The sequence below is a fragment of the Streptomyces sp. NPDC046870 genome, from assembly GCF_040704595.1.
Taxonomy (GTDB): Bacteria; Actinomycetota; Actinomycetes; order Streptomycetales; family Streptomycetaceae; genus Streptomyces; species Streptomyces argyrophylli.
On sequence record NZ_JBEYXM010000004.1, the window covers coordinates 263,695 to 288,518 of the forward strand.

Sequence of the window (24,824 nt, forward strand, 5' to 3'; positions counted from 1 at the left end):
CGGCCGCGTGGGCAGCCCTGCCCGGCCGTCGGTGTCCTTCCCGCGCGGTGTGCGTCCGGTGGCGGGGTCAGGACAGGGCGAGCGTACGGGCCGCCGGTGTGGTGCGCCGGATGACCAGCGCCATCAGGGCCGCCGCCGCGCACAGCGTGCCGGAGGCGTACCAGACGACGTCGTAGGAGCCGAAGACGTCCCGGGCGACTCCGCCGAGGTAGGCGACGACGGCGGCGCCGACCTGGTGGGAGGCGAGCACCCAGCCGAAGACGATGGCGCTGTCCTCGCCGAACTGCTCGCGGCACAGGGCCAGGGTGGGCGGGACCGTGGCGACCCAGTCGAGGCCGTAGAAGACGATGAAGAAGAGCATCGGCGGGTGGACGGCGGGGCCCAGCAGCATCGGCAGGAAGAGCAGGGACAGGCCGCGCAGGGCGTAGTAGACGGCGAGCAGGCGGCGCGGTTCGAAGCGGTCGGTGAACCAGCCGGAGGCGATCGTGCCCGCGACGTCGAACACACCGATCACCGCGAGCAGTGAGGCCGCCGTCGTCACGGGCATGCCGTGGTCGTGCTCGGCGGGCACGAAGTGCGTCTGGACCAGGCCGTTGGTGGAGGCTCCGCAGATCGCGAAGGTGCCGGCGAGCAGCCAGAAGGTGCCCGTGCGGACGGAGGAGGACAGCACGCCGATCGTGCGGCGGGCGGCGCCGGTGACGGGTGCCGGCTTGGGCACGAACTCCCGCGCCCCGTAGGGCGCCACGCCCACGTCGGCCGGGTGGTCGCGCAGCAGGAGCCAGACGAAGGGGACGACGGCGAACGCGGCCAGGGCGACCGTGACCGCGGCGGGCCGCCAGTCGTGGCGCTCGACTATCCACGACAGCAACGGCAGGAAGACCAGCTGGCCGGAGGCCGAGGCGGCGGTGAGGATGCCGGTGACCAGACCGCGCCGCTCGGTGAACCAGCGGTTGGTGACCGTCGCCGCGAAGGCCAGCGCCATGGAGCCGGTGCCGAGCCCCACCAGCAGGCCCCAGCACAGCAGCAGCTGCCAGGCCGCCGTCATCCACACGGTCAGGCCGGAGCCGAGGGCGATCACGGTCAGCGCCGCGGCCACCACCCGGCGGATGCCGAAACGGTCCATCAGCGCGGCGGCGAAGGGCGCGGTGAGGCCGTAGAGCGCGAGGTTGACGGAGACGGCGGCGCCGATCGTGCCGCGCGACCAGCCGAACTCCTGGTGCAGCGGGTCGATGAGCAGGCCGGGCAGGGATCGGAAGGCCGCCGCGCCGGTGATCGTGACGAAGGTGACGGCGGCGACGAACCAGGCACGGTGCACGCGGCCACGCCGGACCGGCGGGACCTGGACGGGAGCGGCGGCTGGAGTTGTCTGAGTCACGTCCCCCACCCTCCCGTGCGCGCGCGCGTCCATCGAGTGGCCCGATGGACAGCCTTCGCTATGATCGGGCCATGACGAGCGCAGTCGCAGGGGAATTCCGGCCGCACCGGGTCGCCGTCCTCGCCCTGGACGGCCTGCTGCCCTTCGAACTGGGCATCCCGCACCGGATCTTCGGCCGCCCCCGGGACGCCCACGGGCGGCACCTGTACGAGGTCGTGACCTGCTCGGCCCGGCCGCCCGGCCCGGTCGAGACGGACGCCGACTTCGCCGTGCAGGTCGCGCACGGCCCGGAGGCGCTGGCGACGGCCGACACGGTGATCGTCCCGGCGTCCTACGAACTCGGCCCGCTCTACGACGAGGGCCGGCTCACCGGCGAACTGGCCGCCGCCCTCGCCCGCATCCGCCCCGGCACCCGGCTGGCCTCCATCTGCACCGGCGTCTACGTCCTCGCCGCCGCCGGCTACCTCGACGGACGCCCGGCGACCACGCACTGGGCCGACGCCGAACGCTTCCAGCGGATGTTCCCGAAGGTCAAGGTGGACGCGGACGTGCTGTTCGTCGACGACGGGGACGTGCTGACCTCCGCCGGGGTCGCCGCCGGGATCGACCTGTGCCTGCACATGGTCCGCCGGGACTTCGGCACGGCCGTCGCCAACGACGTGGCCCGCCGCACGGTCGTACCGCCCCACCGCGACGGCGGACAGGCCCAGTACATCCACCGCCCGGTCCCCGACCCGCAGGTCGCCACGACGACCGCGGCCCGCGCCTGGGCCCTGGGCCGGCTGCACGAGCCGATCCAGCTGCGGGACCTGGCCGAGCAGGAGGCCATGTCGGTACGCACCTTCACCCGCCGCTTCCGCGAGGAGGTCGGCATCAGCCCCGGCCAGTGGCTCACCCAGCAGCGCGTGGAGCGCGCCCGGCACCTGCTGGAGTCCACGGACCTGTCGATGGACCAGGTGGCCCGGGAGTCGGGCTTCAACACGGCCCAGTCGATGCGCCAGCACCTACAGGCCGCCCTCGGGGTCACGCCCACCGCCTACCGGCGTGCCTTCCGCACCGGCGGCGCCGAGCGGCAGGGCGTCGCCGGCACCCGGCGCTGACCGGCCGGCCCGTCTCTCCCCCCACCAGCCGACCGCCGTCAGCAGCAGGGTGAGGACCACCCCGGCCAGGATCGCCGTGGAGGGCGCGGTGTGCGGCAGCAGGGCGCCCGCGAGCGAGCCCGTCGCCGCGTAACCGGCGCCCACGGCGGCGTACATGACGGAGTAGCCGGCGGCCAGGACCTCCGGCGGGAGCACCTCGCGCAGGGACAGGTTCCGGGTGAGCATCGCACCGGACTGGAACAGCCCGGCCACGGCCAGCGCCACCGCGATGCCCGGGGTGCCGGGTATCAGGGCGACCACGGCGACCGCGGCCGACATGCCGGTCATCAGGACCGCGCTGCGGGTGCGCAGCAGGCCCGGCCAGGACCGCAGGCCGTACAGGAAGGCGCCGACGGCGGAGGCCACCGCCATCACCGTGAGCAGCGGGCCCGCCCAGCCGACGCCGATGCCGCGCTGTTCGAGCAGGGCGGGCAGGACGAGTTCGGCGAGGGCCAGCAGGGACAGGCTGGCCGCGCCCGTGACGTACACCGGCCAGGCCCGGGCCAGCAGGCGCGGCTTCGACGTGCCCGCGCCGTCCCGTGCGTCCCGCCCGGCGGGACCGCCGGGTCCGTCCGCCGCCCAGCCGGCCGGGAGCGACCACAGGCCCGCGGCGGACGACGCCATCAGGGCGGCGGCGAGCAGCGGAGGGAGGCGGGGGTCGGCGCCGAGGGCGAGCCCCGTGACGGTGGCCGGGGAGACGGCCCAGACGCCGAACGTGAGCACGGACTCGGCGGACAGCGCCTGGGCCGCCGCGTGCGCCGGCACCAGGGAGGTCAGCAGGGTGCGCAGCCCGCCGGGCGCGGCGGCGGGCCCGGCCCCGGCGAGGAAGGCGAAGGCCGTGAGTATCGCGGCGGGCGCGCCGGGGAACGCGCCGAGGCCCGCGAATCCGGCGGCACCCGCGAGGAGCCCGGCGGCCAGGTGCGGGCGGGCCCGCCGGGGGTCCAGGCGCATGCCGAGCACGGGGGCGCCGGTGATCTCGCCGATGACGTAGGCGGCGGCGAGGGCGGCGCCCAGGGAGTAGCCGCCCGGGCGCTCGCGGACCAGGAAGACCAGGGCCAGCGGGGCCATGGCGACCGGCATGCGGGCGCCGACGGCCACCAGGGCCCAGGTCAGGACCCGCCGGGAGACGACATCGCGGTAGCTCATGCCTCGACGGTAGGGGCCGCCACCGACAACCGCCGCCCCCTTTTCCCGAGCCTGTGGACAACTTCGGCCGACTCCCCTGACGGATACTCAGGGATGCCGGGGCGTCGGCACCGCTCGGCGTACAGCGCGATGTCGCACGGGGGCGCGAGGCGCCGTACCGGCAGCCGAGGGCCATGACGCTCCAGGGCCGGAACGGGAATCCCGAAAAGTTGTCCACAGGCTGTGGAGAAACTTTTCGGTACACGTTCCCGCTGTCGGCGATGCCCGAGCCGTTCGCGGGCGCGACGGGGACACCGGTGGCCCCGGCGGGCGATCCTGTGAACGACGGCGACGGCGCGACCGCGGTCGGCGGCGCGCGCCTCCCCCACCGTCACGCGCACGCGCCGCCGTCCGATGTGACCCGCTCTCGGCGAGGACCGCGCCTCGGGCCCTCGCCGCCCCCTCGCGGCGGATCGACGCACCCCAGCCTGATCAGGCACCCGGGGAACGTCAACGCCGGTACGGGGCCGTGTTGCGGCAGCCCGCTCACAGCCCCCGCGCACGGGTGCACCACCCCGGCGCACCGCCGCTCCGGGCCGCTACACCGCCTCGAAGGCGAGACCCTCGTACGCGGACAGTCCGCCCCCGCACGCCACCGCGGCACTGCGCCGGGGCTGGGAACAGCGGTCCAGTTCGCACCAGATGCTCTTGCCGGCGTCCTCGGGGCTCCAGCCCCAGCGGTCGGCGAGACAGTCCACGAGGGCCAGGCCCCGGCCGCCGGTGGCGTCGTCGTCGGCGCAGCGGGGCACGGGCGCGCGCGAGCTGCGGTCGGTCACCTCGACCCGCACCGTGGCCGACGCGCCCTTCTCGTCCGCCGGACCCGGCAGACACAGCCGCAGCACGGCCGGCCGGCCGGTGTGCACCACGGCGTTGGTCACCAGCTCGGAGACGAGCAGGATCAGGGTCTCGGCCAGCGGCTCGTCGGCCGTTATCCCCGCTCCCGCGAGCCGCGAGCGGGTCCACCTCCTCGCCCGCCCCACCTCCGCGGGGTCGGGCCGGATCTCCAGCTGCACTTGAAGCACCTGCACCGCTCACACCATCCGAACCGGCGGATCCATGACCCCACGCCGACCACGCTCCGCGGCCCCAGCCGCGGCGGCGATCACGAGGGCCACGATCCTAGCCATTTTCTGCATGGCCAGAACAACGGCCAGAGCAAGGGTCACGGACCGTGACTCCCTTGCGAGACAGCATGGTTGACGTACAGTCACCCCAACAAGCGCTTCGGGCATATTCCCGCGCGAAGGAGTACGCCTGGGGCATACTGTGCGACGCTCGTGCCGGGGAGTCGAACAGACGGGGACAACAGGCCTGACCACCCCGCGAGCTGCGGCGCGCACCGCGCGACCCGGCACTGCCCCAGGGGCACCACCGGCCCGGCTCGTCCGCGCAGCCACTCGCATCCCACACAAGGTACCCGAGCGGACACCCGACTCCGGGCCGTGACGAGTCCTGCGAAGGACACAACCGGATATCAACGCTCCGTGACTTCGACAGGCCACGATCCGCGACATCGTTGGCCACGACTCTCCGGATGCGGCGGTCCGGAACGCCATCGGCGGCTCAGGGCTCCAGCTCGACGGCGAGCAGTTCCTCGCACCAGGCGCGCCGCGCCCGCGCCCAGGCCCGTTCCGGGTGCAGGTGCAGGTCGGCCCCCAGGCGAACACCGTGCCGCCGCGCGCCCGGAGGCGGTCGCGGGTCCCCCGTGCGGCGGCCTCGTCGGCGAGCAGCCGGGCGGCGGCGAGGGCGGCGGGGCCGGCCATGACGGCGGCGGCGTGGACGGCGGCGCGTGCGGTGCCGGCCCGCACCGGCAGGTGCGCGCACAGGTGCCGGGCGGCATCGGAAGGCGCCGACGTGCCGTCCGAACCGTCCTCGCGTCCGGGCGTGTTGCACGGCCGGCCCGCACACCGACGTGATCACCCGCAAGGCCGCGGTGCCGGTGACGGCCGGGCACATCCCGACCGTCACCGGCAAAGGGCGTGCCCTTTCCCGCGCGCGGAAGGGCGGTCCGGTCGACCGCGGCCGGACCGCGCCGTGGGCCCCGCTACTCGGGGACCGTGAAGTAGCGTGCGAACGCCGGGACGACCTCCGCCTCGCCGATCCTGCCGTCGCCGTCGGCGTCGAGGGCGGCGACGGCCTGGCGCGCGGACTCCTGCGGGACGTGGAACACGTGCAGCACGCGCGCGGTGTCGGCGGTGCCGATCCGGCCGTCGTCGTCCGTGTCGGCCACCGCGAGGGCCGCGTGCAGGAAGGGGCGGGCGATCTCGGCGAAGCGGTCGGGGTTGTCGCGCAGCCGCTTGACCGCGCCGCTGACGAACTCCTCGCGGCTGATGCGCTGGTCGCCGTCGCGGTCGGCGATGCCGGCCATGCCCTGCCAGAACGCCTCCGCGCCGGCGTACAGCGCCTGCCCCTTGTCGGAGCGTGCGGGTACGGCGAACTCGGCGAGCAGCGCCTTGGCCGCCGCGTTGAAGTCCTCCCGGTCGATGTAGCCGTTGCCGTCCTGGTCGAAGGTGGCGAACCGGGCGGCGATCCTGCGCTCGTACTCGGTGCTGACCATGTCTGTTCGGGCCGCCTTAGGTAAGGGTCGTACGGGTGGTCCTGCCCGTGGGCGGGGGTGACCTGGCAGGGAGCGTACGACGCGGACGGCCGGCGGACGGCGGGAAACCGGCGGTTGTGCCAAGACCGGGGGAATTCCGCGACAACAGTGCGGCCCTGTCGCGATGCCGTGACGGCCGCTCAGGCGGACAGCGGCCCCGCCTCGTCCGTGGTCGCGGAGTCGAGGTCGGCGCGGACGTCGAAGAGGCGGCGCACGCCGAGCGCGCCGAGCACGCGGTTGACGTGCGAGCCGTCCTCGGCCCCGCGGTCCGGCAGGATCAGCCGCAGCCGGCCCTGACAGGAGCGGATCAGCCGGCGGGCGGCGACGAGGACGCCGACCCCGCTGGAGTCGCAGAAGAACACGTCGGAGAGGTCCACGACGAGGCTGTGGTGTCCGTCGGCGACGATGTCGTGCACCCGCTGGCGCAGCACCGGCGAGGTCATCAGGTCCAGTTCCCCGGACACCCGGAGGACGGCCCACTCGCCCTGTTCGACGCCGGTCACGCTGAATGCCACGGCCCTGCCCTCCGCTCGCCGGATCCCCCGGAACCGCCCGGAAACGGAAGCAGTTCCTACGTTTCTTGTCGCGCAGCTGCCCAGCGGCCGTTCCCTGAAACGTGACGCGACAAACGGCAGTCGATCGGCTAAGGGCTTGTTTCGGTCACTATCGATCCTGTTCGATCAGAGGTGCACGCATCTTGTGTGGAGGATGTGTGAAGGGGGCACTATCACCTGCGGCCCTTCCGGGGGCGCACATTGACACAACGGGGCGTGCACCGTCAGGCGTGCCGACTACATTCGAGAGGGCAGGACCGACAGGCTGGACGGACCGGACAGGGCGAGGGGAGGGACCGCATGGCCAGGAAGGACGTACCGCCCCGCTGGGACCGCAAGATGCAGCAGCGGCTCGCGCGCGGTGAGGCGGCCGCCCTCGGCGAGGTGTACGACCGCTTCGCCTCCCTCGTGCACAGCCTCGCCCACCGTGTCCTCGCCGACGAGCAGGACGCCGACGCCGTCACCCGCGAGGTCTTCGCCCACGTCTGGGAACACCCCGAGACCTACGACCCCCAGCAGGGCCCCCTGCGCTCCTGGATCGCCGCCGTCACCCACCGGGTCGCCGTGCAGCGGCTGCGCGACCGGGAGGAACCGGAGCAGCCCCGGCGCGAGGAACTGGAGAGCGAGGTCCGCCGCGCCTCGGTCGCCGCCCGCGCCGACTACATCGTGCACTCCATGCCGGCCCCGCTGCGCGCCGCCCTCGACCTGGCCTACTTCCAGCGCCGCGACTACCGCCAGACCGCGGCCGACCTCGGCGTCACCGAGGACGAGGCCCGCCGCCGGCTCCGCCTCGGCCTCCAGCTCCTGTCCACCGCCCACGACACCGGCACACCGCCGGGATACCGGGGTGCGGTGTGAAGGGGACGGGCGGCTCCGGGGCGCACGACGGGTACGGCGAGTACGGGGAGCACGCCGGCCGCGGGGGAGAAGAGGACCACGGCGGTGACGCACGCGCGCAACAACCCTGGGGGGAGACCGACTTGGGCGGGCGCGACTCCGGGGACGGCGGGCGTGGTACCGGTGCCGGAGGTTCCGGTACCGGGGGTTCCGGCGGGCGCGGTGGCGGCGCGGGGGACGTGCCGCGCGGTGCCGGCGGGTCCGGGCCCGCCCGGGCGCCGCGGATACCCACGCCCCGCGCGTCCGTGGAGGACAGCGGGCTCCCGCTGCCCGACCTCGCCGATCCGGGAGACCTCGAACCCGTGCCGCTCGACCTGTCGCACGACGTCCTGAAGTCGCTGCTCGGCGCCTGGGCGCTGGCCGCCTGCTCGGCCGCGGAGACGGCGGCCGTCGAGGAGCACCTGGGCGACTGCGGTGCCTGCGCCGACGAGGCCCGCCGGCTGCGCGAGGCCGTCGGCCTGCTGCACCAGCCGGAGAGCCTGGACCTGAACCCGGCGCTGCGCACCCGCGTCCTGGCCGCCTGCCTGAACCGCCGGCCGCCGCGCATCCCGGTGCCCGGCGCCGTACGACGCCGAGACCGCGCGGCTGGACGCGCTGCTCCAGGACTTCGGGGACGCGGAGTGGCACGCGCCGGTGCGGCTGCGCTGGTTCGAGGCCGACGCACCGACGAGCCGCCGCACGACCGTCGCCGGGGTGATCGCGCACCTGCTGTCGGTGGACGGGCTGATCGCGACGGCGCTCGGCCTGGAGGACCCGCTGGCCGAGATCGCCGACGCCGACAAGGACGCCGTGGGCCCGGCGGGCCGCACGGAGGCGTTCTGGCGGGCCTCGCACTTCCCGCCGACGCGCTCGGTGCGCGGGCCGTGGCGGGAGCAGAGCCACAGCCTGGTGCGGACCGTCTCGTTCACCGGCGGCCACGCGGGCGGGCTCACGGTGCCGTACGGCGACTTCGCGCTGCCGCTGCACGACGCGATGCTGGACCGCGCCTTCGAGTGCTGGGTGCACGCCGAGGACATCGCCGAGGCGGTGGACTATCCGTACGCGCCGCCCGCGCCGCGCCACCTCAACCGGATGATCGACCTCGCGGCCCGTCTGCTGCCGGCGGTGCTCGCCGCGCGCCGCCGGGCGGGACTGTCCGCTCCGGGCCGCCGCACCCCGCACCTGGTCCCGGCCGGCGCGCCCGGCCGCAGCCTGCGCCTGGAGATCGAGGGCGCGGCCGGCGGCGAGTGGCTGATCCCCCTCGACTCACCGGCGGCGGTGGGCTCCGCCGACCTCGAGGTGGCCCACGTGGCCCTGGACGGCGTGGAGTTCTGCAAGCTGGCCGCGGGACACGTGCCTCCGGCGGAAGCGGCGGCGGGTCAGGTCGGTGACCGCGAGGCGATCAAGGACGTGCTGTTCGCCGTCGCGTCGCTGAGCCGGATGTAGGGACGGGACCGGGCGCGGCTGCGGCTGCGGCTGCGGCTGCGGCTGCGGCTGCGGCTGCGGCTAGGCGAACACCACGGTCCGGCGCCCGTTGAGCAGGATCCTCCGCTCCGCGTGCCACTTCACGGCCCGCGCCAGCGCCTGGCACTCCACGTCCCGGCCGATGGCCACCAGCTGGTCCGGCGTCACGCCGTGCCCGACCCGCTCGACCTCCTGCTCGATGATCGGCCCCTCGTCCAGGTCCGCGGTGACGTAGTGCGCCGTCGCGCCGATCAGCTTCACACCCCGCGCGTGCGCCTGGTGATACGGCTTCGCGCCCTTGAAGCTCGGCAGGAAGGAGTGGTGGATGTTGATGATCCGGCCGCTGAGCTGCTTGCACAGGTCGTCGGAGAGGACCTGCATGTAGCGGGCGAGGACGACCAGCTCGACCTTCTCCTCGCGGACGATCTCCAGCAGCCTCGCCTCGGCCTCCGCCTTGGTGTCCTTGGTCACCGGGATGTGGTGGAACGGGATGCTGTAGGACCCCACCAGCTCCTCGAAGTCGGTGTGATTGGACACCACACCCACGATCTCCACCGGCAGCGCGCCGATCCGGGCCCGGAACAGCAGGTCGTTCAGGCAGTGCCCGAACTTGCTGACCATCAGCAGGATGCGCATCTTCTGGTCGGCCCGGTGGATCTGCCAGTCCATGTGGAAGGAGTCACCGATCGCGGCGAAGCTCGCCCGCAGCTTGTCCACCGTCACCGGCGCCTCGGCCGAGAAGTGGACCCGCATGAAGAACAGTCCCGTGTCGTGGTCGCCGAACTGCTGGCTGTCCTCGATGTTGCAGCCGGTCATGAACAGGTAACTGGACACGGCGTGCACGATGCCCTTTTTGTCCGGGCAGGAGAGCGTGAGGACGTACTGGTCGGCCGGTGCGGCGGCGGAAGGGGCGGACTGATCGGTCATGCACCACAGGGTCCCACACCGGCCGCCCGCCACGGGGCGGCCGTCCGCCACGCGGACCCCGTCAGGACCTCGTCAGGATGCGCAGCACGTCCAGGCTCTTCGGCGGTGTGTCCGGGTCCTCCCCGTCGCTCACCGACATCCGCACGTGCGCGTCCCGGGCCGCCCGCACCGCGTCCGGCCAGCCGGAGTGGTCCAGGTAGGCGGCGACCGGCGCGTCCGGGCCGACCTGATGCATGATCCGCAGCACCCGCAGCACGGCGGTGTCGACGAGCGCCGCCTCCTGCGAGTCCCGGAATATGGTGCCGACGTACTTCTCGGCCGACCAGCTGTCCAGCCAGGTGTCCTCCACCAGCCGGTACACGGCGTCCGTGACGTCACCGTAGCCGTCCACGCCGGCCAGCCAGACGTCCCGCTGGAACACCGGGTCGGAGAGCATGTGCAGCGCCGAACGGACATTGCTGCGCCAGCGCCACCACGGCATGTCGTTCAAGGGCATGCCGCCCATGGTGGAGGAGCGACGGCCGCGACGGGAAGAGTTCTCCGAACCTTGCACGGTCATCGATCGTACGTTCCCCGCCGCGAAAGCCTCACCGGCCCCCGTAATTCACCTCCCTGTCACCCTTCGTTGACCGAGGGTCACTCCTGGGTTAGTACTGTGAGGGAATCGTGCGGGTGCATGACCGGCAGGCGACGCACGCGCAGTACTCCTCTCCCCGTCCTTCCCCGCCCCGTCAGAGCCACCGCCCTCGCGGCGGGCGCGGTGGCCCTCTGTGCGTCGCTCACCGCCGCGTGCGGGGTCGTCCCCGGTGCCACGGGGGGCTCCGGGGACGACCCCGTGAAGGTGATGACCTGGGCGCCGCAGGACACCGACGCGACCAACAAGCCCGGCATGCCCGCGATGGCCCGCGCCTACGCCAAGTGGATCAACTCCCACGGCGGCATCAACGGCCGCAGGCTCGAGGTGCTGACCTGCAACGACCACAACGACGGCGTGGGCGCCGCGAAGTGCGCCCGGCGCGCGGCGACCGAGGGCGTGGTCGCGGTCGTCGGCTCCTACAGCCAGTTCGGCGACTCCTACCTCGCCCCGCTGGAGGGTGCCGGCATCCCCTACATCGGCGGCTACGGCGTCACCAACGACGAGTTCACCGGCGCCATGTCCTACCCGGTCAACGGCGGCCAGCCCGCACTCCTGGCCGGCCTCGGCAGGGCGCTCGCGGAGAGCTGCGGCAACGTCGCCCTGGTCCGCCCGGACAGCATCGCCGGCGACCAGCTGCCCGCGATGCTCGACGCCGGCCTGAAGGCGGGCGGCCACGCGGAGGCCGGCGACCAGCTCGCCGCCGACGACGCCACCGAGTACGGCGGCCAGGCCGAGCAGGCGCTGCGCCACGCGACCAGGGGCGTCACACGGAAGGGCTGTGTGGTGCCCGCGCTCGGGGACCGCACCGACACCTTCATGGACTCCTTCCGGCGGACCCGCGAGAACTTCCCGGCCGTACGCACGGCGACCGTGCTGGGCAGCGTCGACCAGACCGTGATCAACTCGACCGGCGGGGCGTCGGGTCCGTACGAGGGGGCGTACATCACCGGCTGGTACCCGGTCGCCTCCGACCCCCGCTGGGACCCGATGAAGAAGGTGATCAACGAGGAGGCCTTCGGCGACAACCGCATCGACCCCGCGGACGCCGGTGTGCAGACCACGTGGATCGCCTACACCGTCCTCAAGGCCGTCCTGGAGAGGATCGGCGAGGGCGAGGTGAGCGCCGACACCGTGCGGCGCACCCTCAACGACGGCCTGCGGGTCTCCACCGGCGGCCTCACCCCGACCCTGCACTGGCCCTACGAGAGCAAGCTGGCCGCGGTCGGCTTGCCGCGGCTGGTCAACGCCGACGTCACCCTCCAGGTCGTGCGGGGCGGCAAGCTGGTCGCCGCCCGCAAGGGCATCGGCGGCGCCCAGGGGATCACCGACATGACCGCGATCCTGGAGCAGGCCGACGTGCCGTGACGGCCCGCGGTCACAGCTGGGTCGGCTGGCGCTGGGTCAGGCCGTACTTGCCCGCGATCGTGTTCCACAGCGCCGCCGCCTTCGTCTTCTGCGCGCTGGCGGTGCCGCTCTCCCGGTTGCCGGCCTGCGTCTCGCCGGTGGTGCGGGCGTGTCCCTTGCGGCAGACCTTGTGCCCCTTGGCCTGGTCCGCCCAGGCTGCGTAGTGGTTGTCGGCCGCGGCGGACGCCTGCCACGCCTTGGTCAGCGCGGCCGTCAGATCGGCGTTGCCGGGCAGCTTGTCCACGGACAGCTTGCCGAGCCGCGTGACCAGCTGACCGCGCTGCCGGGCCGCGTCCCGCAGGCTTGAGGCGGCCTGGTCGAGGTTGTCGCACTGCTTGACGTCCGCCACCGCCTGGATCACCGAGGCCCGGCTGCTGCCGCTGTCCGCGAGCAGCTTGTCCAGCTCGACGGCCTGCTGCCGGGCGGGATCGGGGGCGGGCGAGGCGGAGTCCTGGGCGGCCGGGGAGGTGGCGGCGACCGTCTTGCCGTCCCCGCCCTGGTCCTTGTCGCCCCCGCCGCTGAGCAGCGCGCCGGCGCCGACGCCGAGCACGACGATGCCGACGCCGACCGCGGCGATCAGCGGCACCCGCGACCGGCCCCGGCGCCGCCCGCCGCCGTCGTCCGGACCCGCGTCGTACGACGGCTGCGCCGGGCGGTACGAGGACTGCGCCGGGCCGGGATAGGCGTCCGGCTGCTGCACCCGCGGCAGCTGCTGCGTGGACCCGGCCGGGCTGTCGCCGCCCCCGGGGCCGCGGAAGAGGTTGTCGAACTCGGCGGGCGGCTGCCGGTCCGCCCCCTGCGCCTGGGCCCGGGCGGCGTACGGCGGGATGTACTGCGTGGCCTCCGCGTCCGAGGGCGCGGGTGCCGCCTGCCGGGGCGTCTGGCCGAGGTAGCGGGTCTCCTCACCGGCGGACTCCGGCGGCAGCGCGCCGGGCGCGACCGGCGGCATGTACTGGGTGGCCGCCTCGTGAACGCCGCCCCCGGCGGGGACCGGCGGTATGTACTGGGTGGCGCCGTCGGCCTGTACGGGCGGTATGTACTGGGTGGCGCCCTCGTCGCCGGGCGCGGGGCCGGCGGGGACCGGCGGCAGGTACTGGGTCGCGCCGTCCGCGCTCGGGGGCAGCGGGGCACCCGCGGCCGGGTACGGGGACGGCTGCGCGGCGGGTGCCTGCCCCGAGTACGGCTGCTGCTGCGCGTGCTGCTGGTACGGGTCGGGCGCGCCGTAGGCGGGCTGCTGGGGCGCGCCGTAGGCACCGGCGCCGGTGTGACCGCCGCCGTACTGCTGCTCCTGACCGCCGTAGGAAGCCGTCGGGCCGCCGTAGCCCGGAGCCTGGCCGCCGTACGACGGGGCCGGGGCGCCTTCCGGGGGCAGCGGGCCGGGGTTCGCGGCCGCCGGGGGCCGCCGGCCGGGGCCGTCGGGGGCGTCCCACTGCGGGGCCGCCGGGGGCCAGCCCTGGTCCGACTGGGGCGGCTGCTGCCCGGGGCCCCAGGAACCGCCCCAGGCCTGCCCGCCGGCCGGGTGGGCGGGGGCGGGCGTCCCGGTCATCCCCGGCAGCAGGGGCTCTCCTCCGTCGGAGGGCAGCACGATGCCTTCGCGCGCGGTCCGCGCCGAGGGCTCCTCGCCCTGTCCACTCTGCGTCACCGGGACTCCTACTAATGGGGGACCTTGTGAATCGTCGGCTCACGCTACCGGCTCCCCCGAGCCCCGTGCCACGCAGCGCCGTTCGCGACCTGCTCCCTGTGACGGCGGTAACACCCCCGCCCCGCGAGGCGCTGTTCATGGCACCCGGCGCACACCCGGGTGCCGTTTCCCGTTCGTTCACGCGCCGGCGGGGCCGGTGTTCACGCGGCCTGCTGGAGGTCGAGCCGCGCCCCGAACTCCCGTACCACCGCTTCCTCCCGGAAGGGCTCCAGCCGCTGCTGGAGGTCCTCCAGGTACTCGGCGCCCCGGTTGGAGCGGAGCGTCTCCAGCAGCTCCACCGCCTTCATGCCCGTGGTGCAGGCCTGCTCGATCTCGCGCTGCTGCACCTGGGCCGTGGCGAGCAGCACATAGCCGATGGCGCGCCGGCGGGCCCGGGACTCCGGGTGCCCGGCCAGCGACTGCTCGGCGTACCGCGCGGCCTGGTCGGCCTGCCCGAGGTCGCGGTGGCAGTGGGCCAACTCGTCGGCCAGGTAGGCCTCGTCGAAGTGCGCGATCCACACCGGGTCGTCCCCGGCGGCGCCGTCCGCCCCTTCCATCGCCGTGATCGCCCGCCCGCCGGCCGCCTGTGCCGCGCGCGCGTCTCCGAGCAGGGCGTGCCCGCGCGCCTCGGCGGCGTGGAACATCGCCTCCACGCGCGGGGTGACCTGCCCGCGCGCCCCCTCCTGCGCCGCCCGCGCCAACTGGGCGATCTCGCGCGGGTTCCCGAGCTGCGCGGCGAGGTGGCTCATGGACGCGGCGAGCACGTAGCCGCCGTATCCGCGGTCCCCGGCGGCCTGCGCGAGCCGCAGCGACTGGATGTAGTAGCGCTGGGCGAGGCCCGGTTGCCCGGTGTCGACGGCCATGTACCCGGCCAGCTCCGTCAACCGGGCCACGGCGGCGAAGAGTTCCCGGCCGACCGCCTCCCGGTAGGAGCCCGCGAGCAGCCCGGAGACGACGCTGTTGAGGTAGTGCACGACGACCGGGCGCACGTGCCCGCTGCCGTACTGGTGGTCGAGGTCCACCAGCGCCCGGGTCATGGACCGTACGGCCGCCACGTCGGACTGGCCCACGCGCGGGCCCGCCTGCCGGGCCACCTGCGGGTCCGGCGCCGAGATCAGCCAGTCGCGGCTCGGCTCGACCAGCGCGGAGGCGGCGACGGAGGAGCCCGACAGGAAGTCCCGGCGCCCCACGTCGCTGCGCCACAGCTCGCAGACCTGCTCGATGGCCCCCAGTACCGTCGGCGAGAACTGGAGGCCGACCCCCGAGGCGAGGTTCTTGCCGTTGGCCATGCCGATCTCGTCGATCGTGACCGTACGGCCGAGCTTGCGCCCGAGCGCCTCGGCGATGATCGCCGGGGCCCGGCCGCGCGGCTGCTGGCCGCGCAGCCAGCGGGCCACGGACGTCTTGTCGTAGCGCAGGTCGAGGCCGTGCTCGGCGCCGCACATGTTGACCCGCCGGGCCAGCCCGGCGTTCGAGCACCCCGCTTCCTGGATGAGTGCCTGCAGCCGTTCGTTCGGCTGCCTGGCCACGAGAGGCCTTGCGGCCATGTGCTACCCCCTGTGTCGCGATCCCCTGGAGCGTGTTGCGATCCTCCGGAGCACAAAGTTCCGGCCGGAAGATCACTGCCCAGCTGACATACCGTCAATGCGTGACATGTGCGGTTTGCCGGGGTAAAAGCGGTTGCCCCCCTCCCTGGCTACCCATCTCACGCCCCGCCCCCTCCCGCGCGCCCCCGGCCATGCACCCATGCGCCCCGACTGCCGGACCGGTGCTCCTCCCCCGCGCGCGGCACAGCCGTAACTCCAGGTGGGCACGGGAGTTGAGTGGAACGTGGAAGAGACGATCGCGGGCGCCCAAGACACTCAGATGGCCGGTCACATCCCGCAGCAGCGCGGGGAATCGCTGCTGGAGACCGCCGTACGCTACGCCGAGGAGCGGCACTGGGACGTGTTCCCGGGCACCTGGCTGGAAGCCGTCGACGGCAGGCAGCGCTGCTCGTGCGGCGACACCTCCTGCCCTGCGCCGGGTGCGCACCCCGCGCGCCCCGACTGGGCGACCCACGCGACCGGCAGTGCGACCGCCGTGCGCCGGATGTGGCAGAAGCAGCCGGCCGCGGCGATCCTGCTGCCGACGGGACGGACCTTCGACGCGCTGGCCGTCCCGGAGAGCGCGGGGTTCCTGGCGCTCGCCCGGATGGAGCGGATGGAGCTGACGCTCGGACCGGTCACGCTGACGCCGGACCGGCGCATGCAGTTCTTCGTCCTGCCCGGTGCGACCGCGAAGGTGCCGGAGCTGGTACGGAAGCTCGGCTGGTCGCCGGCGTCACTGGACCTGACGCCCCTGGGCGAGGGCGCGTACGTGGCGGCGCCGCCCACGCGGTTCGGGTCCCGGGGGGCCGTGCAGTGGGCCCGCCGGCCGACGCCGGCGAACCGGTGGCTGCCGGACGCGGAGGAGCTGATCTCGCCGTTGGCCTATGCGTGCGGGAGGGATCGTTAGCGGTTCGCCCACTCGTCTGCCGGGTGCGGTGGCATGGCGGCCAACGGTTCGTCGTGGCCGGTGACACACGGACCCGGCAGACGCTCAGGCGCTCAGTCCGGGCAAGCCATCGAGGAACGGTGACACGGCGGCCCGCCAAGCCACCGGCAGGTCGTAGTGGGCCAGGTGCCCCGCGTCCGGGACCTCCGCGTACTGCCCGCGCGGCAGCACCCGCACCATCTCCTGGGCCTCCGCCCGCCCCAGCTCGCCGTCCACGCCGCGCACCACCAGCGTCGGGCACCGCACCTGGGCCAGTTCCTCCCAGTGGGCGTCGTGGACCCACGTCTCGCGGGAGCTGAGCATCTGTTCGGGGTCGAAGACGGGCCGCCAGCCGTCCTCGCACTCGTGCATCACCTCGGCGTAGAAGGACCCGCGCGCGGGGTTCGGGCGCTCCACCCAGGGGTCGTCCTCGCCGAACCACTTGCGGACGTCGGCCAGGCTGGCGAAGGGGACGGGCCAGGAGCGGAACCAGTCGGCCCACTCGCGCTGCGAGGCCCCGCCGAGGGCGGAGGCCCGCATGTCACAGATGATCAGGCCGCGCACCAGATCGGGGCGCTTGGCGGCGAGCTGCCAGGCGGTCAGCGCGCCCATGGCGTGGCCGATGAGGAGGACGGGGGCGAGGCCGAGCTGCTCCACGGCGGCCTCCGCGTCCTCGACGTAGGCCTCACGGGTGTACGCGGCCCGCGGGGGCTTCTCGCTCTGGCCGTGGCCGCGCTGGTCGAGCGCCACGGCGCGGTGGCGGCCGGCGAGCCAGCGGGCGGTGGGCGCCCAGTGGGAGGCGCGGCCCATCAGACCGTGGAGTAAGAGCACGCCCGGAGCGCCCGGGTCCGCGTCCCCCTCGGCGTCCGGATCCGCCACCTGTTTCGGAGGGTCGGCGAACTCCCAGGCGGCCAGGCGCACCCCGCCCGCTCCCGTCACATCGATACGCCGTGCCATCTGACCTGGCCCCCCAGCTCCGCCGTCCTCGTCGTCCAGCTGTTTCAGGCTATCGAATACCTATTCGAAAATTGCGTCTCCGCGAACAACACCCCTCATTTGAGTGACACCTCTCAGGGAATGATCGTCTCAGCCGAGGGGATGTTTCTGGCGGGAGGCGGACCGCTCGGGGAAAAGCCGGTCCGAGGGGATGACCCTGAGAGCTCGGGGCTCCGGGTCAGCACAGGGGAGGACAGGCCCCGGCGCGCAAGCGCCGGGGCCCTCTCCGTCTCAGCGCTTGGCGACGAACACGTGGGAGGCGGTGTCCGCCTCCAGCTCGGCCGCCTCGCCCCCGCTGCCCACCAGCACGCCGCCGGGCGACTCCGTCACGCTCACCACGGAACCGGGCTGCACACCCGCGCGCCGCAGCGTGTACATCAGCTGCGCGTCCGTCTGGATCGGCTCGCCGATACGGCGGACGACGACCGTCTTGCCGTCCGAGCCCGGGTCCAGGTCGGCCAGCGACACCATGCTCTCGTCCAGGAACGGGTCCGCGCCGTCCTTCTCGCCCAGCTCCTCCAGGCCCGGGATGGGGTTGCCGTACGGCGACTCGGTGGGGTGCCGCAGCAGCTCCAGCACACGGCGCTCGACGGCCTCGCTCATCACGTGCTCCCAGCGGCACGCCTCCGCGTGCACCTGCTCCCACTCCAGGCCGATCACGTCGACGAGCAGACACTCGGCCAGACGGTGCTTGCGCATCACACGGGTCGCCAGCCGGCGGCCCTCGTCCGTCAGCTCCAGGTGCCGGTCGCTGGCCACGGAGACCAGGCCGTCGCGCTCCATCCGCGCGACCGTCTGGCTCACCGTCGGCCCGCTCTGGTCCAGCCGCTCCGCGATGCGGGCGCGCATGGGGACGACGCCTTCCTCTTCGAGTTCGAGGATGGTGCGGAGATACATCTCCGTGGTGTCGATCAGTCCGGACATACGTGCCCCTCGATTACCTCTGCCGGCGGCCGGCCGCGTGCGCTGGCCCTGGCACCAATTCTGCCGGATCCCACTGACAAGCGGGCCGCACCGGGAAAACGGGGGGCCGAGTCGGGGGTGCGGGGCGCTGCCGGGGCCGGGTGCGGGCGCAGTCCGCGCTGCCTTCGGGGTGGTCCGCCCGGCCGTATTGACACCGCACTGGTCCAGACCGCACGGTGATCCGCGACACAGACGCTGCGAAGGGGCACCGCATGAGCGACGGCACGCCTGCCGACCTGTTCTTCGACGCCGCCATCGGCCTGCTGCACCGGGTCCGCGACGAGGAGGCCGGGGCGATCACCGCGGCCGGCACCCTGCTCGCCGACACCGTCGCCGCCGGTGGCCGCCTGTTCGCCTTCGGCGCCGGGCACTCCTCCCTGGCCGCCCAGGACGTCGTCTACCGCGCGGGCGGCCTGGCCCTGATGAACCTGCTCGCCGTCCCCGGCGTCGTCGGTGTCGACGTCACCCCGGCCACCCTCGGCTCCGCCCTCGAACGCGTCGACGGCCTGGCGAGCGCCGTCCTCGGGACCTCGCCGCTCCGCGCCGGTGACGCCCTCGTGATCGTCTCCCTGTCCGGCCGCAACGCGCTGCCCGTGGAGATGGCCCTCACCGCCCGCTCCCTCGGCGTGAAGGTCATCGGCGTCACCTCGGTGGCGTACGCCTCGCAGACGACGTCCCGGCACTCCTCCGGCACCTTCCTCAAGGACCACTGCGACGTCGTCCTCGACTCGAAGATCGCCGTCGGGGACGCGGAACTCACCCTGGACACCATCCCGGCGCCCTTCGCCCCCGCGTCCACGGTCGTCACCAGCGCCCTGATGCAGGCCGTCGTGGCGACCGCCGCCGCCACCCTCGCCGACCGTGGCGTCGAACCCCCGCTGCTGCGCTCCGGCAACGTCGACGGCGGACACGAGTGGAACGCCCGGGTGATGACGGAGTACGGCGACCGGATCTTCTACCGGAACTGACAGCGCCCCGCGGCCGTCAGGGGGTGCGTTCCTCCGGCCGGTCGCGCAGTGTTTCCGCCAGGTCCAGGGCCGCCGCGATCCTGACGGCCACGTCCTCGGCGTACGCCGTGTCGGAGCGCTCGAAGCGGCTGCGGCCGGACCCGCGCAGGAACGTCACGACGCCCAGCGTCCGGCCCCGGCTGCGCAGCACCGCGCACAGGGCGTGCACCGCGTCGCCGGGCCACTGGCGCTGCGACGCCCACTCCCGCGCCCGCTGCGCGGAGACCGGTCCGGCGTCCGCGCGCACGGTGCCGCCGCGCTCCACGCACTTCAGCGCCGGGTGGTCCTCCGGGTAGCGCAGCGGAAGCCCGGCCGCGCCCGTGAGCAGGCTCGGGCCCGGTGCCCCGGCGGGCGTGGCCGCGAGCCGGACCAGCCGGACCGGGCCGGGGCCGTCGGCGTCCTGCGCGCGCGGGCGGTCCGCCACCCGGTCGACGAGGGCGTGGTCGGCGAAGCCGGCGAGGGCGAAGTCCAGGTGGACGGTGGCCGCCTCCGCCGGGTCCTCGCACTCGGCCGCCGCCCGGGCCGCCCGGTGCAGCTGGTTCGTCCGGAACCGCAGCAGGGCCGCCTCCTGCTCCCCCTGCTTGGCCTCGGTGACGTCCTCGAACAGCCATCCCACGCCGAGCGGCACCGGCTCCTCGGCGAGCGGCGAGGACAGCCGCAGGAACCCGCTGCGCCAGCAGCGCCGCTTCTCGCCCTCCGGGGCGCGGACGGTCACCCACATCTCGGCGGGGGCCGGCGGCGCGCCCTCGGCGAGGACGTGGGTCAGCGCGGCCTCCAGCTCCTCCACGCCCTGTGCGAGCAGCTCGCCGAGCGGACGTCCCAGCACGGACGTGCGTCCCGTTCCCAGCGCGCGCGCCGCGTGCGCGTTGACCACGGCGGGCCGCAGGTCGGCGTCGACCAGGACGACCCCCCAGGACGCGTCCTCGAACAGCGCCTCGCTCAGCGCGATCGACCGCTCCAGGTCGATCTGGGCGTGCACCTCGCTGAACGCGCAGTACACCCCCGCGGGCTTGCCGTCGGGTCCGCGGACGGCGGCCGACTGCGTCCGCACGAGCACCCGCCCGCCGCCCTTGGTGACCAGCGCGAACTCGTGCACCTGCCGGCCCGGCGCCCGCATCGCCGACATCAGCCGGGCCTGCACCTCCTCGGCGTCGGCGCTGCGCACCGCCCAGCCGGCGAACCCGCGCCGCCCGACGGCCTCGGCGGCCGTCCAGCCGAGGATCCGCTCGGCCTCCCGGTTCCAGTGGGTCACGACCCCGTCGGCGTCGAAGGCGCACAGCGCCGCGTCCATGCCGTCGAGCAGCGCGGCGAGCAGGTCGGAGCCGCCGGACTCACCGGGCTCGTCCGGCCCCAGCTCGTCAGTGGTCCCACTCCGCCGCGAAGCACTCACCTGGACCCCCTGGAGACCGCGTCCGCGCACGCACGGCGCTCGGTTCGCTCACTGCCCTCATTCAACTGGAACGTGACACACCCCACACCCTGTTCCCGCAAGATTGCGGGGATCAATGCGGCGGGCCGCCCGGTGAGAGCCGCAGGTCCACCCACTCGTCGCGTTCGCCGTCGAGCACATACCGGTCGATCTCCGCATACCCGTGCCGCTCGGCGAACCGCAGCCCGTCCTCGTTGACCGCCAGTACGCACGTCTCGACGGCCTCCGCCCCCAGCAGGCGCGCGTGGGCCAGCGCGCCGTCGTGGATCGCCGTGCCGAAACCCCGCCGCCGGAACCCGGGCAGCACGCGCGCGATGACGGTCGCCACCCTCCGCTCCCCCGCCGGCGGACGCACGGTCGAACACCCGACGAGCACCTCGCCGAGATACGCGTTGGCCAACCGGTACCGGTCCTGCCGCTCGCGCGCCTCCGCGAGAGACATCGCGGCGGGCGGGACGACCACGTTGTGGACGTGCCGCCACTGTTCGAGCATCCCGTCGCCGTCGACGCCCGCTATTCGAAGATCCGTCACGCGAGCACCTATACCAGTCGCCGCACCGGCCGGCGGACGGCGCGTGAAAAAAACAGTTGAGCCCGTCGCGGCGGTTTCCTAGGGTGTCGGTTACACGAGAAGGGAGGTGGTTCGGCAGATGTATGAGAACCGGACGCGTGAGGTGGCTGCGGGCTAGCGGCCCGTCACCACACCATGTGCGGTGCCGGACCAGCACGCGAACAGTGCGTGCAGCCGGCCCAATCCCAAGCAGTCACCCGACCCGCGGGCTGCCGGTACGTCCGGCCGGCTCCTCCTGGAGGAACCCAGCCCGCGGGTCGTCTGCGTTCCCGCCCGTGTCCGCCGGGCGCCGGTCAGGGGCTGAGGCGTTCGACCTTCCAGGTGCCGTCCGGCCGGGCGACGTAGCGCAGGCGGTCGTGGAGGCGGTTCTCGCGGCCCTGCCAGAACTCGATCGTCTCCGGGACGACGCGGAAACCGCCCCAGTGCGGGGGGACCGGGACCTGTTCGTCCTCCGGGTAGCGGGCCTCGAGCGCGGCGTAGGCGGTGTCCAGCTCCGTGCGGGAGGCGATCACCGAGGACTGGGCGCTGGCCCAGGCGCCCAGCTGGGAGCCGTGCGGGCGGGTGCGGAAGTAGGCGGCGGTCTCGTCGCGGCCGGTGCGCCGGGCGGTGCCGGTGACGATGACCTGGCGGGCCAGCGGGTGCCAGGGGAAGAGCAGGGCGACGTGCGGGTTCTCCGTCAGGTCACGGCCCTTGCGGGAGCCGTAGTTGGTGAAGAAGACGAAGCCGTCGGTGTCGAACTGCTTCATCAGCACCGTGCGTGAGCTGGGGCGGCCCTCGGCGTCCGCCGTGGAGACCACCATCGCGTTGGGCTCGTAGAGCGTGCCGTGCAGGGCCGCGCGGGCGGCGTCCTCGAACCACCGGGTGAACTGGTCCATCGGATGCGTGGCGAGATCCTGTTCGGCGAGGCCGTCGGCCCGGTACTGCTTGCGCATGGCGGCGGGATCGAGGACGGGATCCAGGAGCGGGTCGCGGTCGGTCACGCGGTCATCTTGCCGTATCGAACGGGTATGGCACTCAGTGTCGCGTGGTCTCCCCAACTATGGCACCGGGGGTTATCGTGCTGCTCCCTTTGCGGTTGGGTTGACCACGGGTGACCACCGAAAGATCGGGGCATCACCGGTGTGACCGCCGCCCGCACATCACGAGGAGCCGCCTGATGTCCGATTTCGTACCCGGGCTCGAAGGAGTCGTCGCGTTCGAGACGGAGATCGCCGAACCGGACAAGGAGGGCGGCGCCCTGCGCTACCGGGGCGTCGACATCGAGGACCTGGTCGGCCACGTCTCCTTCGGGAACGTGTGGGGGCTGCTGGTCGACGGCGCCTTCAACCCCGGTCTGCCGCCCGCCGAGCCGTTCCCGATCCCCGTGCACTCCGGTGACATCCGCGTGGACGTCCAGTCGGCGCTCGCCATGCTCGCCCCCGTGTGGGGGCTGCGGCCCCTGCTCGACATCGACGAGGGGCAGGCCCGGGAGGACCTGGCGCGGGCCGCCGTCATGGCCCTGTCGTACGTCGCCCAGTCCGCGCGCGGCCAGGGGCTGCCGATGGTGCCGCAGCGGGAGATCGACAAGGCGAACTCGGTCGTGGAGCGGTTCATGATCCGGTGGCGGGGCGAGCCGGACCCCAAGCACGTGGCGGCCGTGGACGCCTACTGGACCTCCGCCGCCGAGCACGGCATGAACGCGTCCACCTTCACCGCCCGGGTCATCGCCTCCACCGGCGCGGACGTCGCCGCCGCGCTGTCCGGCGCGGTGGGCGCGATGTCCGGGCCGCTGCACGGCGGCGCGCCCTCGCGCGTGCTCGGGATGATCGAGGAGATCGAACGCACGGGGGACGCGGAGGCGTACGTCAAGCAGGCGCTCGACCGGGGCGAGCGCCTGATGGGGTTCGGCCACCGGGTGTACCGGGCCGAGGACCCCCGGGCCCGGGTGCTGCGGCGTACGGCGCGGGAGCTGGGGGCGCCGCGGTTCGAGATCGCCGAGGCGCTGGAGAAGGCCGCGCTGGAGGAGCTGCACAACCGGCGGCCGGACCGGGTGCTCGCCACCAACGTGGAGTTCTGGGCGGCGATCATGCTGGACTTCGCCGAGGTTCCGGCGCACATGTTCACGTCGATGTTCACGTGCGCCCGTACGGCCGGGTGGTCGGCGCACATCCTCGAACAGAAGCGGACGGGGCGGCTCGTGCGTCCTTCCGCCCGGTACGTGGGCCCGGGACCGCGCCGGCCCCAGGACATCGAGGGGTACGCCGACATCGCCCACTGAGCGGGGCGGCCGGGGCGCGTGGGCGGCTGCACACGGTACGGCCCCGCGCCCCGGGCAGTCGATCACGCCGGGGTCAGCAAGTTCCCGTGGTGCCGCTGCGCCACCAGCGGGTGGGCCCTCAGCTTGCCCTTGAGTTCGTTGTAGCCGTACTCGGCGTACAGCGGGTTCGTCGGGTCCGTCGTGACGCCGGGGGCCTTGGACGCGTGCGGGAAGGGGAGCGGCTCGATCCGCGCGTCCAGGCGGGGGTTGTAGAAGAACGGGACCGAGAAGCGCTCGGTGGCGCCGGGCGGGCTGACGACCCGGTGGTTGGTGGCCAGCAGGTAGCCGTTGGTGGCGACCTCCAGGAGTTCGCCGAGGTTGACCACGAACGCGCCCTCGATGGGCGGGACGTCGTGGAAGCGGCCGTCCTCGCGCTGCACCTGGAGACCGCCGACCGTGTCCTGGAGGAGCAGGGTCAGGAAGCCGTAGTCCTTGTGGGCGCCGACGCCCTGGCCGGTGCCGTCGTCCGCGCTGCCGGGGTAGCGGACGAGCTTGAGGTGCGGGTGGGCGTGGTCGCCGAAGACCGGGTCGTAGAAGCCGGCCGGGGCGCCGATGGCGGTCAGCAGTTCCCGCAGGAGCCGGTGGGCGACCCCGCTCAGCTTGTCGATCCAGGCGAGGGCGGCCGTGCGGAGTCCGGGCAGGGCCGCCGGCCACTGGTTGGGGCCCTGGAGCCACCAGTACGGCGGTTCGCCGGGGCCGGGGACACGGGCGGGGCGTTCGGCGCCGATGTCGAGCTGGTCGCGCCAGTCGCGGGCGCCGCCGGTGCGCTCGTCGCCGGTGCGGGTGTAGCCGCGGAAGTGCGGGGAGCCGACGTTGTCCAGGGCGAGCCGGTCGGCCTCGGGGAGGGCGAAGAAGGCGCGCATGGCGGTGAGCAGCGCTTCGGTCTCGGCGCGGGTCACTCCGTGGCCGACGAGCTGGAAGAAGCCGACGTCGTGGGCGGCGCTGTGCAGCCGGGCGTGGAGCAGGGCGCGGGCCTGCGGGTCGCCGTCGGCGGCCGACAGGTCGATGATCGGGAGCTGGTCGTACGACGTCACTGTGTGCGTGGTCATGATGCGTCCGCGGGGTGTACGGGGCACGGGTGACCGCCGAGGGGTGGTGGCGGCCCCCGGGTGCCGGAAAAGGGAGGAGGAGAAGAAAGGGGGCTGGTCAGGCGGAGAGGCGCCGACAGCCCATGCTCGTGACGCGCACGTAGTCCACGTGGCGGCGGCGA

General features: G+C 73.9%; 21 protein-coding genes and 2 pseudogenes. 8 read left to right on the forward strand and 15 right to left on the reverse strand.

Features of this window, described 5'->3' with window-relative positions:
- Positions 1 to 67: 67 nt before the first annotated feature.
- Positions 68 to 1,375, reverse strand: coding sequence for an MFS transporter (locus AB0946_RS12295; RefSeq protein ID WP_366760498.1), 1,308 nt, complete (start codon positions 1,373 to 1,375; stop codon positions 68 to 70).
- 71 nt (positions 1,376 to 1,446) lie between these two features.
- Here AB0946_RS12295 and AB0946_RS12300 point away from each other — a divergent pair, with 71 nt between their 5' ends.
- The gene (locus tag AB0946_RS12300; protein ID WP_366760499.1) at positions 1,447 to 2,475 is read left to right on the forward strand and encodes a helix-turn-helix domain-containing protein; all 1,029 of its coding nucleotides are present in this window, start codon (positions 1,447 to 1,449) and stop codon (positions 2,473 to 2,475) included.
- On the opposite strand, the gene AB0946_RS12305 is transcribed toward AB0946_RS12300, so the two are convergent.
- Positions 2,380 to 3,660 (reverse strand): MFS transporter, encoded by a 1,281-nt coding sequence (locus AB0946_RS12305; RefSeq protein WP_366760500.1) that lies wholly within the window; start codon positions 3,658 to 3,660, stop codon positions 2,380 to 2,382. The two genes, AB0946_RS12300 and AB0946_RS12305, sit on opposite strands and share 96 nt — an antisense overlap.
- A gap of 179 nt (positions 3,661 to 3,839) precedes the next feature.
- On the opposite strand from AB0946_RS12305, the pseudogene AB0946_RS12310 reads away from it, so the two are divergent.
- A pseudogene (locus AB0946_RS12310) lies at positions 3,840 to 3,965 on the forward strand (cyclase family protein); the annotation flags it as partial.
- A 273-nt stretch (positions 3,966 to 4,238) separates the two neighbouring features.
- Here AB0946_RS12310 and AB0946_RS12315 read toward each other — a convergent pair.
- The 3 genes from AB0946_RS12315 to AB0946_RS12325 all read right to left on the reverse strand — a co-directional run bounded on the left by AB0946_RS12315 (position 4,239) and on the right by AB0946_RS12325 (position 6,810).
- A complete protein-coding gene (locus AB0946_RS12315) occupies positions 4,239 to 4,712 on the reverse strand; it encodes an ATP-binding protein (RefSeq protein WP_366760701.1) in 474 nt (157 codons plus the stop codon).
- Between the two features lie 1,031 nt (positions 4,713 to 5,743).
- Positions 5,744 to 6,256 (reverse strand): EF-hand domain-containing protein, encoded by a 513-nt coding sequence (locus tag AB0946_RS12320; protein WP_366760501.1) that lies wholly within the window; start codon positions 6,254 to 6,256, stop codon positions 5,744 to 5,746.
- Between the two features lie 179 nt (positions 6,257 to 6,435).
- Complete coding sequence (locus tag AB0946_RS12325; RefSeq protein WP_366749819.1) at positions 6,436 to 6,810, reverse strand: STAS domain-containing protein; 375 nt, start codon at positions 6,808 to 6,810, stop codon at positions 6,436 to 6,438.
- Between the two features lie 339 nt (positions 6,811 to 7,149).
- Between AB0946_RS12325 and AB0946_RS12330 the strand changes: the two genes are divergently transcribed.
- Positions 7,150 to 7,707 carry a sigma-70 family RNA polymerase sigma factor gene (locus AB0946_RS12330; protein WP_366760502.1) on the forward strand — a complete coding sequence of 186 codons (558 nt, stop codon included), beginning with the start codon at positions 7,150 to 7,152 and terminating at the stop codon, positions 7,705 to 7,707.
- Positions 7,708 to 7,925: 218 nt separating this feature from the next.
- A pseudogene (locus AB0946_RS12335) lies at positions 7,926 to 9,171 on the forward strand (zf-HC2 domain-containing protein).
- 60 nt (positions 9,172 to 9,231) lie between these two features.
- Here the strand turns inward: AB0946_RS12335 and purU are convergent.
- Positions 9,232 to 10,116, reverse strand: coding sequence for a formyltetrahydrofolate deformylase (gene purU, locus AB0946_RS12340; protein WP_366760503.1), 885 nt, complete (start codon positions 10,114 to 10,116; stop codon positions 9,232 to 9,234).
- Positions 10,117 to 10,177: 61 nt separating this feature from the next.
- Positions 10,178 to 10,675 (reverse strand): hypothetical protein, encoded by a 498-nt coding sequence (locus AB0946_RS12345; RefSeq protein WP_366760504.1) that lies wholly within the window; start codon positions 10,673 to 10,675, stop codon positions 10,178 to 10,180.
- 117 nt (positions 10,676 to 10,792) lie between these two features.
- Here AB0946_RS12345 and AB0946_RS12350 point away from each other — a divergent pair, with 117 nt between their 5' ends.
- Positions 10,793 to 12,118, forward strand: a complete 1,326-nt coding sequence (locus AB0946_RS12350; protein WP_366760505.1) for an ABC transporter substrate-binding protein — start codon at positions 10,793 to 10,795, stop codon at positions 12,116 to 12,118.
- Between the two features lie 10 nt (positions 12,119 to 12,128).
- Here the strand turns inward: AB0946_RS12350 and AB0946_RS12355 are convergent, their stop codons facing one another.
- Positions 12,129 to 13,799 (reverse strand): hypothetical protein, encoded by a 1,671-nt coding sequence (locus AB0946_RS12355; RefSeq protein WP_366760506.1) that lies wholly within the window; start codon positions 13,797 to 13,799, stop codon positions 12,129 to 12,131.
- Between the two features lie 200 nt (positions 13,800 to 13,999).
- Positions 14,000 to 15,385, reverse strand: a complete 1,386-nt coding sequence (locus AB0946_RS12360; RefSeq protein WP_366760507.1) for a transcriptional regulator — start codon at positions 15,383 to 15,385, stop codon at positions 14,000 to 14,002.
- Positions 15,386 to 15,668: 283 nt separating this feature from the next.
- Here AB0946_RS12360 and AB0946_RS12365 point away from each other — a divergent pair, with 283 nt between their 5' ends.
- Positions 15,669 to 16,334 carry a bifunctional DNA primase/polymerase gene (locus tag AB0946_RS12365; protein WP_366760508.1) on the forward strand — a complete coding sequence of 222 codons (666 nt, stop codon included), beginning with the start codon at positions 15,669 to 15,671 and terminating at the stop codon, positions 16,332 to 16,334.
- Between the two features lie 84 nt (positions 16,335 to 16,418).
- Here AB0946_RS12365 and AB0946_RS12370 read toward each other — a convergent pair whose 3' ends face one another.
- Both AB0946_RS12370 and AB0946_RS12375 read right to left on the reverse strand, forming a co-directional pair.
- Positions 16,419 to 17,309 carry an alpha/beta hydrolase gene (locus AB0946_RS12370; RefSeq protein ID WP_366760509.1) on the reverse strand — a complete coding sequence of 297 codons (891 nt, stop codon included), beginning with the start codon at positions 17,307 to 17,309 and terminating at the stop codon, positions 16,419 to 16,421.
- A gap of 270 nt (positions 17,310 to 17,579) precedes the next feature.
- Positions 17,580 to 18,272: a metal-dependent transcriptional regulator gene (locus AB0946_RS12375; RefSeq protein WP_014673345.1), complete on the reverse strand. Its 693-nt coding sequence runs from the start codon at positions 18,270 to 18,272 to the stop codon at positions 17,580 to 17,582.
- Between the two features lie 251 nt (positions 18,273 to 18,523).
- Here AB0946_RS12375 and AB0946_RS12380 point away from each other — a divergent pair, with 251 nt between their 5' ends.
- Positions 18,524 to 19,279 (forward strand): SIS domain-containing protein, encoded by a 756-nt coding sequence (locus AB0946_RS12380; protein WP_366760510.1) that lies wholly within the window; start codon positions 18,524 to 18,526, stop codon positions 19,277 to 19,279.
- Between the two features lie 16 nt (positions 19,280 to 19,295).
- Here AB0946_RS12380 and AB0946_RS12385 read toward each other — a convergent pair whose 3' ends face one another.
- The 3 genes from AB0946_RS12385 to pdxH form a co-directional block, all read right to left on the reverse strand.
- A complete protein-coding gene (locus AB0946_RS12385) occupies positions 19,296 to 20,708 on the reverse strand; it encodes a PAS domain-containing protein (RefSeq protein ID WP_366760512.1) in 1,413 nt (470 codons plus the stop codon).
- Between the two features lie 112 nt (positions 20,709 to 20,820).
- Positions 20,821 to 21,279 (reverse strand): GNAT family N-acetyltransferase, encoded by a 459-nt coding sequence (locus tag AB0946_RS12390; RefSeq protein ID WP_366760513.1) that lies wholly within the window; start codon positions 21,277 to 21,279, stop codon positions 20,821 to 20,823.
- A gap of 332 nt (positions 21,280 to 21,611) precedes the next feature.
- Positions 21,612 to 22,298: a pyridoxamine 5'-phosphate oxidase gene (gene pdxH, locus AB0946_RS12395; RefSeq protein WP_366760514.1), complete on the reverse strand. Its 687-nt coding sequence runs from the start codon at positions 22,296 to 22,298 to the stop codon at positions 21,612 to 21,614.
- A 176-nt stretch (positions 22,299 to 22,474) separates the two neighbouring features.
- Between pdxH and AB0946_RS12400 the strand changes: the two genes are divergently transcribed.
- Positions 22,475 to 23,575 (forward strand): citrate synthase 2, encoded by a 1,101-nt coding sequence (locus AB0946_RS12400; protein ID WP_171155279.1) that lies wholly within the window; start codon positions 22,475 to 22,477, stop codon positions 23,573 to 23,575.
- 62 nt (positions 23,576 to 23,637) lie between these two features.
- Here AB0946_RS12400 and AB0946_RS12405 read toward each other — a convergent pair whose 3' ends face one another.
- A complete protein-coding gene (locus AB0946_RS12405; protein ID WP_366760515.1) occupies positions 23,638 to 24,663 on the reverse strand; it encodes a 2-oxoglutarate and iron-dependent oxygenase domain-containing protein in 1,026 nt (341 codons plus the stop codon).
- Positions 24,664 to 24,824 lie beyond the last annotated feature (161 nt).

Bases quoted from the DNA above. Each gene is read 5' to 3' on its own strand.
- AB0946_RS12300 (WP_366760499.1), top strand. From the start codon at position 1,447: ATGACGAGCGCAGTCGCAGGGGAATTCCGGCCGCACCGGGTCGCCGTC.
- AB0946_RS12305 (WP_366760500.1), bottom strand. From the start codon at position 3,660: ATGAGCTACCGCGATGTCGTCTCCCGGCGGGTCCTGACCTGGGCCCTG.
- AB0946_RS12320 (WP_366760501.1), bottom strand. From the start codon at position 6,256: ATGGTCAGCACCGAGTACGAGCGCAGGATCGCCGCCCGGTTCGCCACC.
- AB0946_RS12330 (WP_366760502.1), top strand. From the start codon at position 7,150: ATGGCCAGGAAGGACGTACCGCCCCGCTGGGACCGCAAGATGCAGCAG.
- purU (WP_366760503.1), bottom strand. From the start codon at position 10,116: ATGACCGATCAGTCCGCCCCTTCCGCCGCCGCACCGGCCGACCAGTAC.
- AB0946_RS12345 (WP_366760504.1), bottom strand. From the start codon at position 10,675: ATGACCGTGCAAGGTTCGGAGAACTCTTCCCGTCGCGGCCGTCGCTCC.
- AB0946_RS12350 (WP_366760505.1), top strand. From the start codon at position 10,793: ATGACCGGCAGGCGACGCACGCGCAGTACTCCTCTCCCCGTCCTTCCC.
- AB0946_RS12360 (WP_366760507.1), bottom strand. From the start codon at position 15,385: ATGGCCGCAAGGCCTCTCGTGGCCAGGCAGCCGAACGAACGGCTGCAG.
- AB0946_RS12370 (WP_366760509.1), bottom strand. From the start codon at position 17,309: ATGGCACGGCGTATCGATGTGACGGGAGCGGGCGGGGTGCGCCTGGCC.
- AB0946_RS12375 (WP_014673345.1), bottom strand. From the start codon at position 18,272: ATGTCCGGACTGATCGACACCACGGAGATGTATCTCCGCACCATCCTC.
- AB0946_RS12380 (WP_366760510.1), top strand. From the start codon at position 18,524: ATGAGCGACGGCACGCCTGCCGACCTGTTCTTCGACGCCGCCATCGGC.
- AB0946_RS12400 (WP_171155279.1), top strand. From the start codon at position 22,475: ATGTCCGATTTCGTACCCGGGCTCGAAGGAGTCGTCGCGTTCGAGACG.
- AB0946_RS12405 (WP_366760515.1), bottom strand. From the start codon at position 24,663: ATGACCACGCACACAGTGACGTCGTACGACCAGCTCCCGATCATCGAC.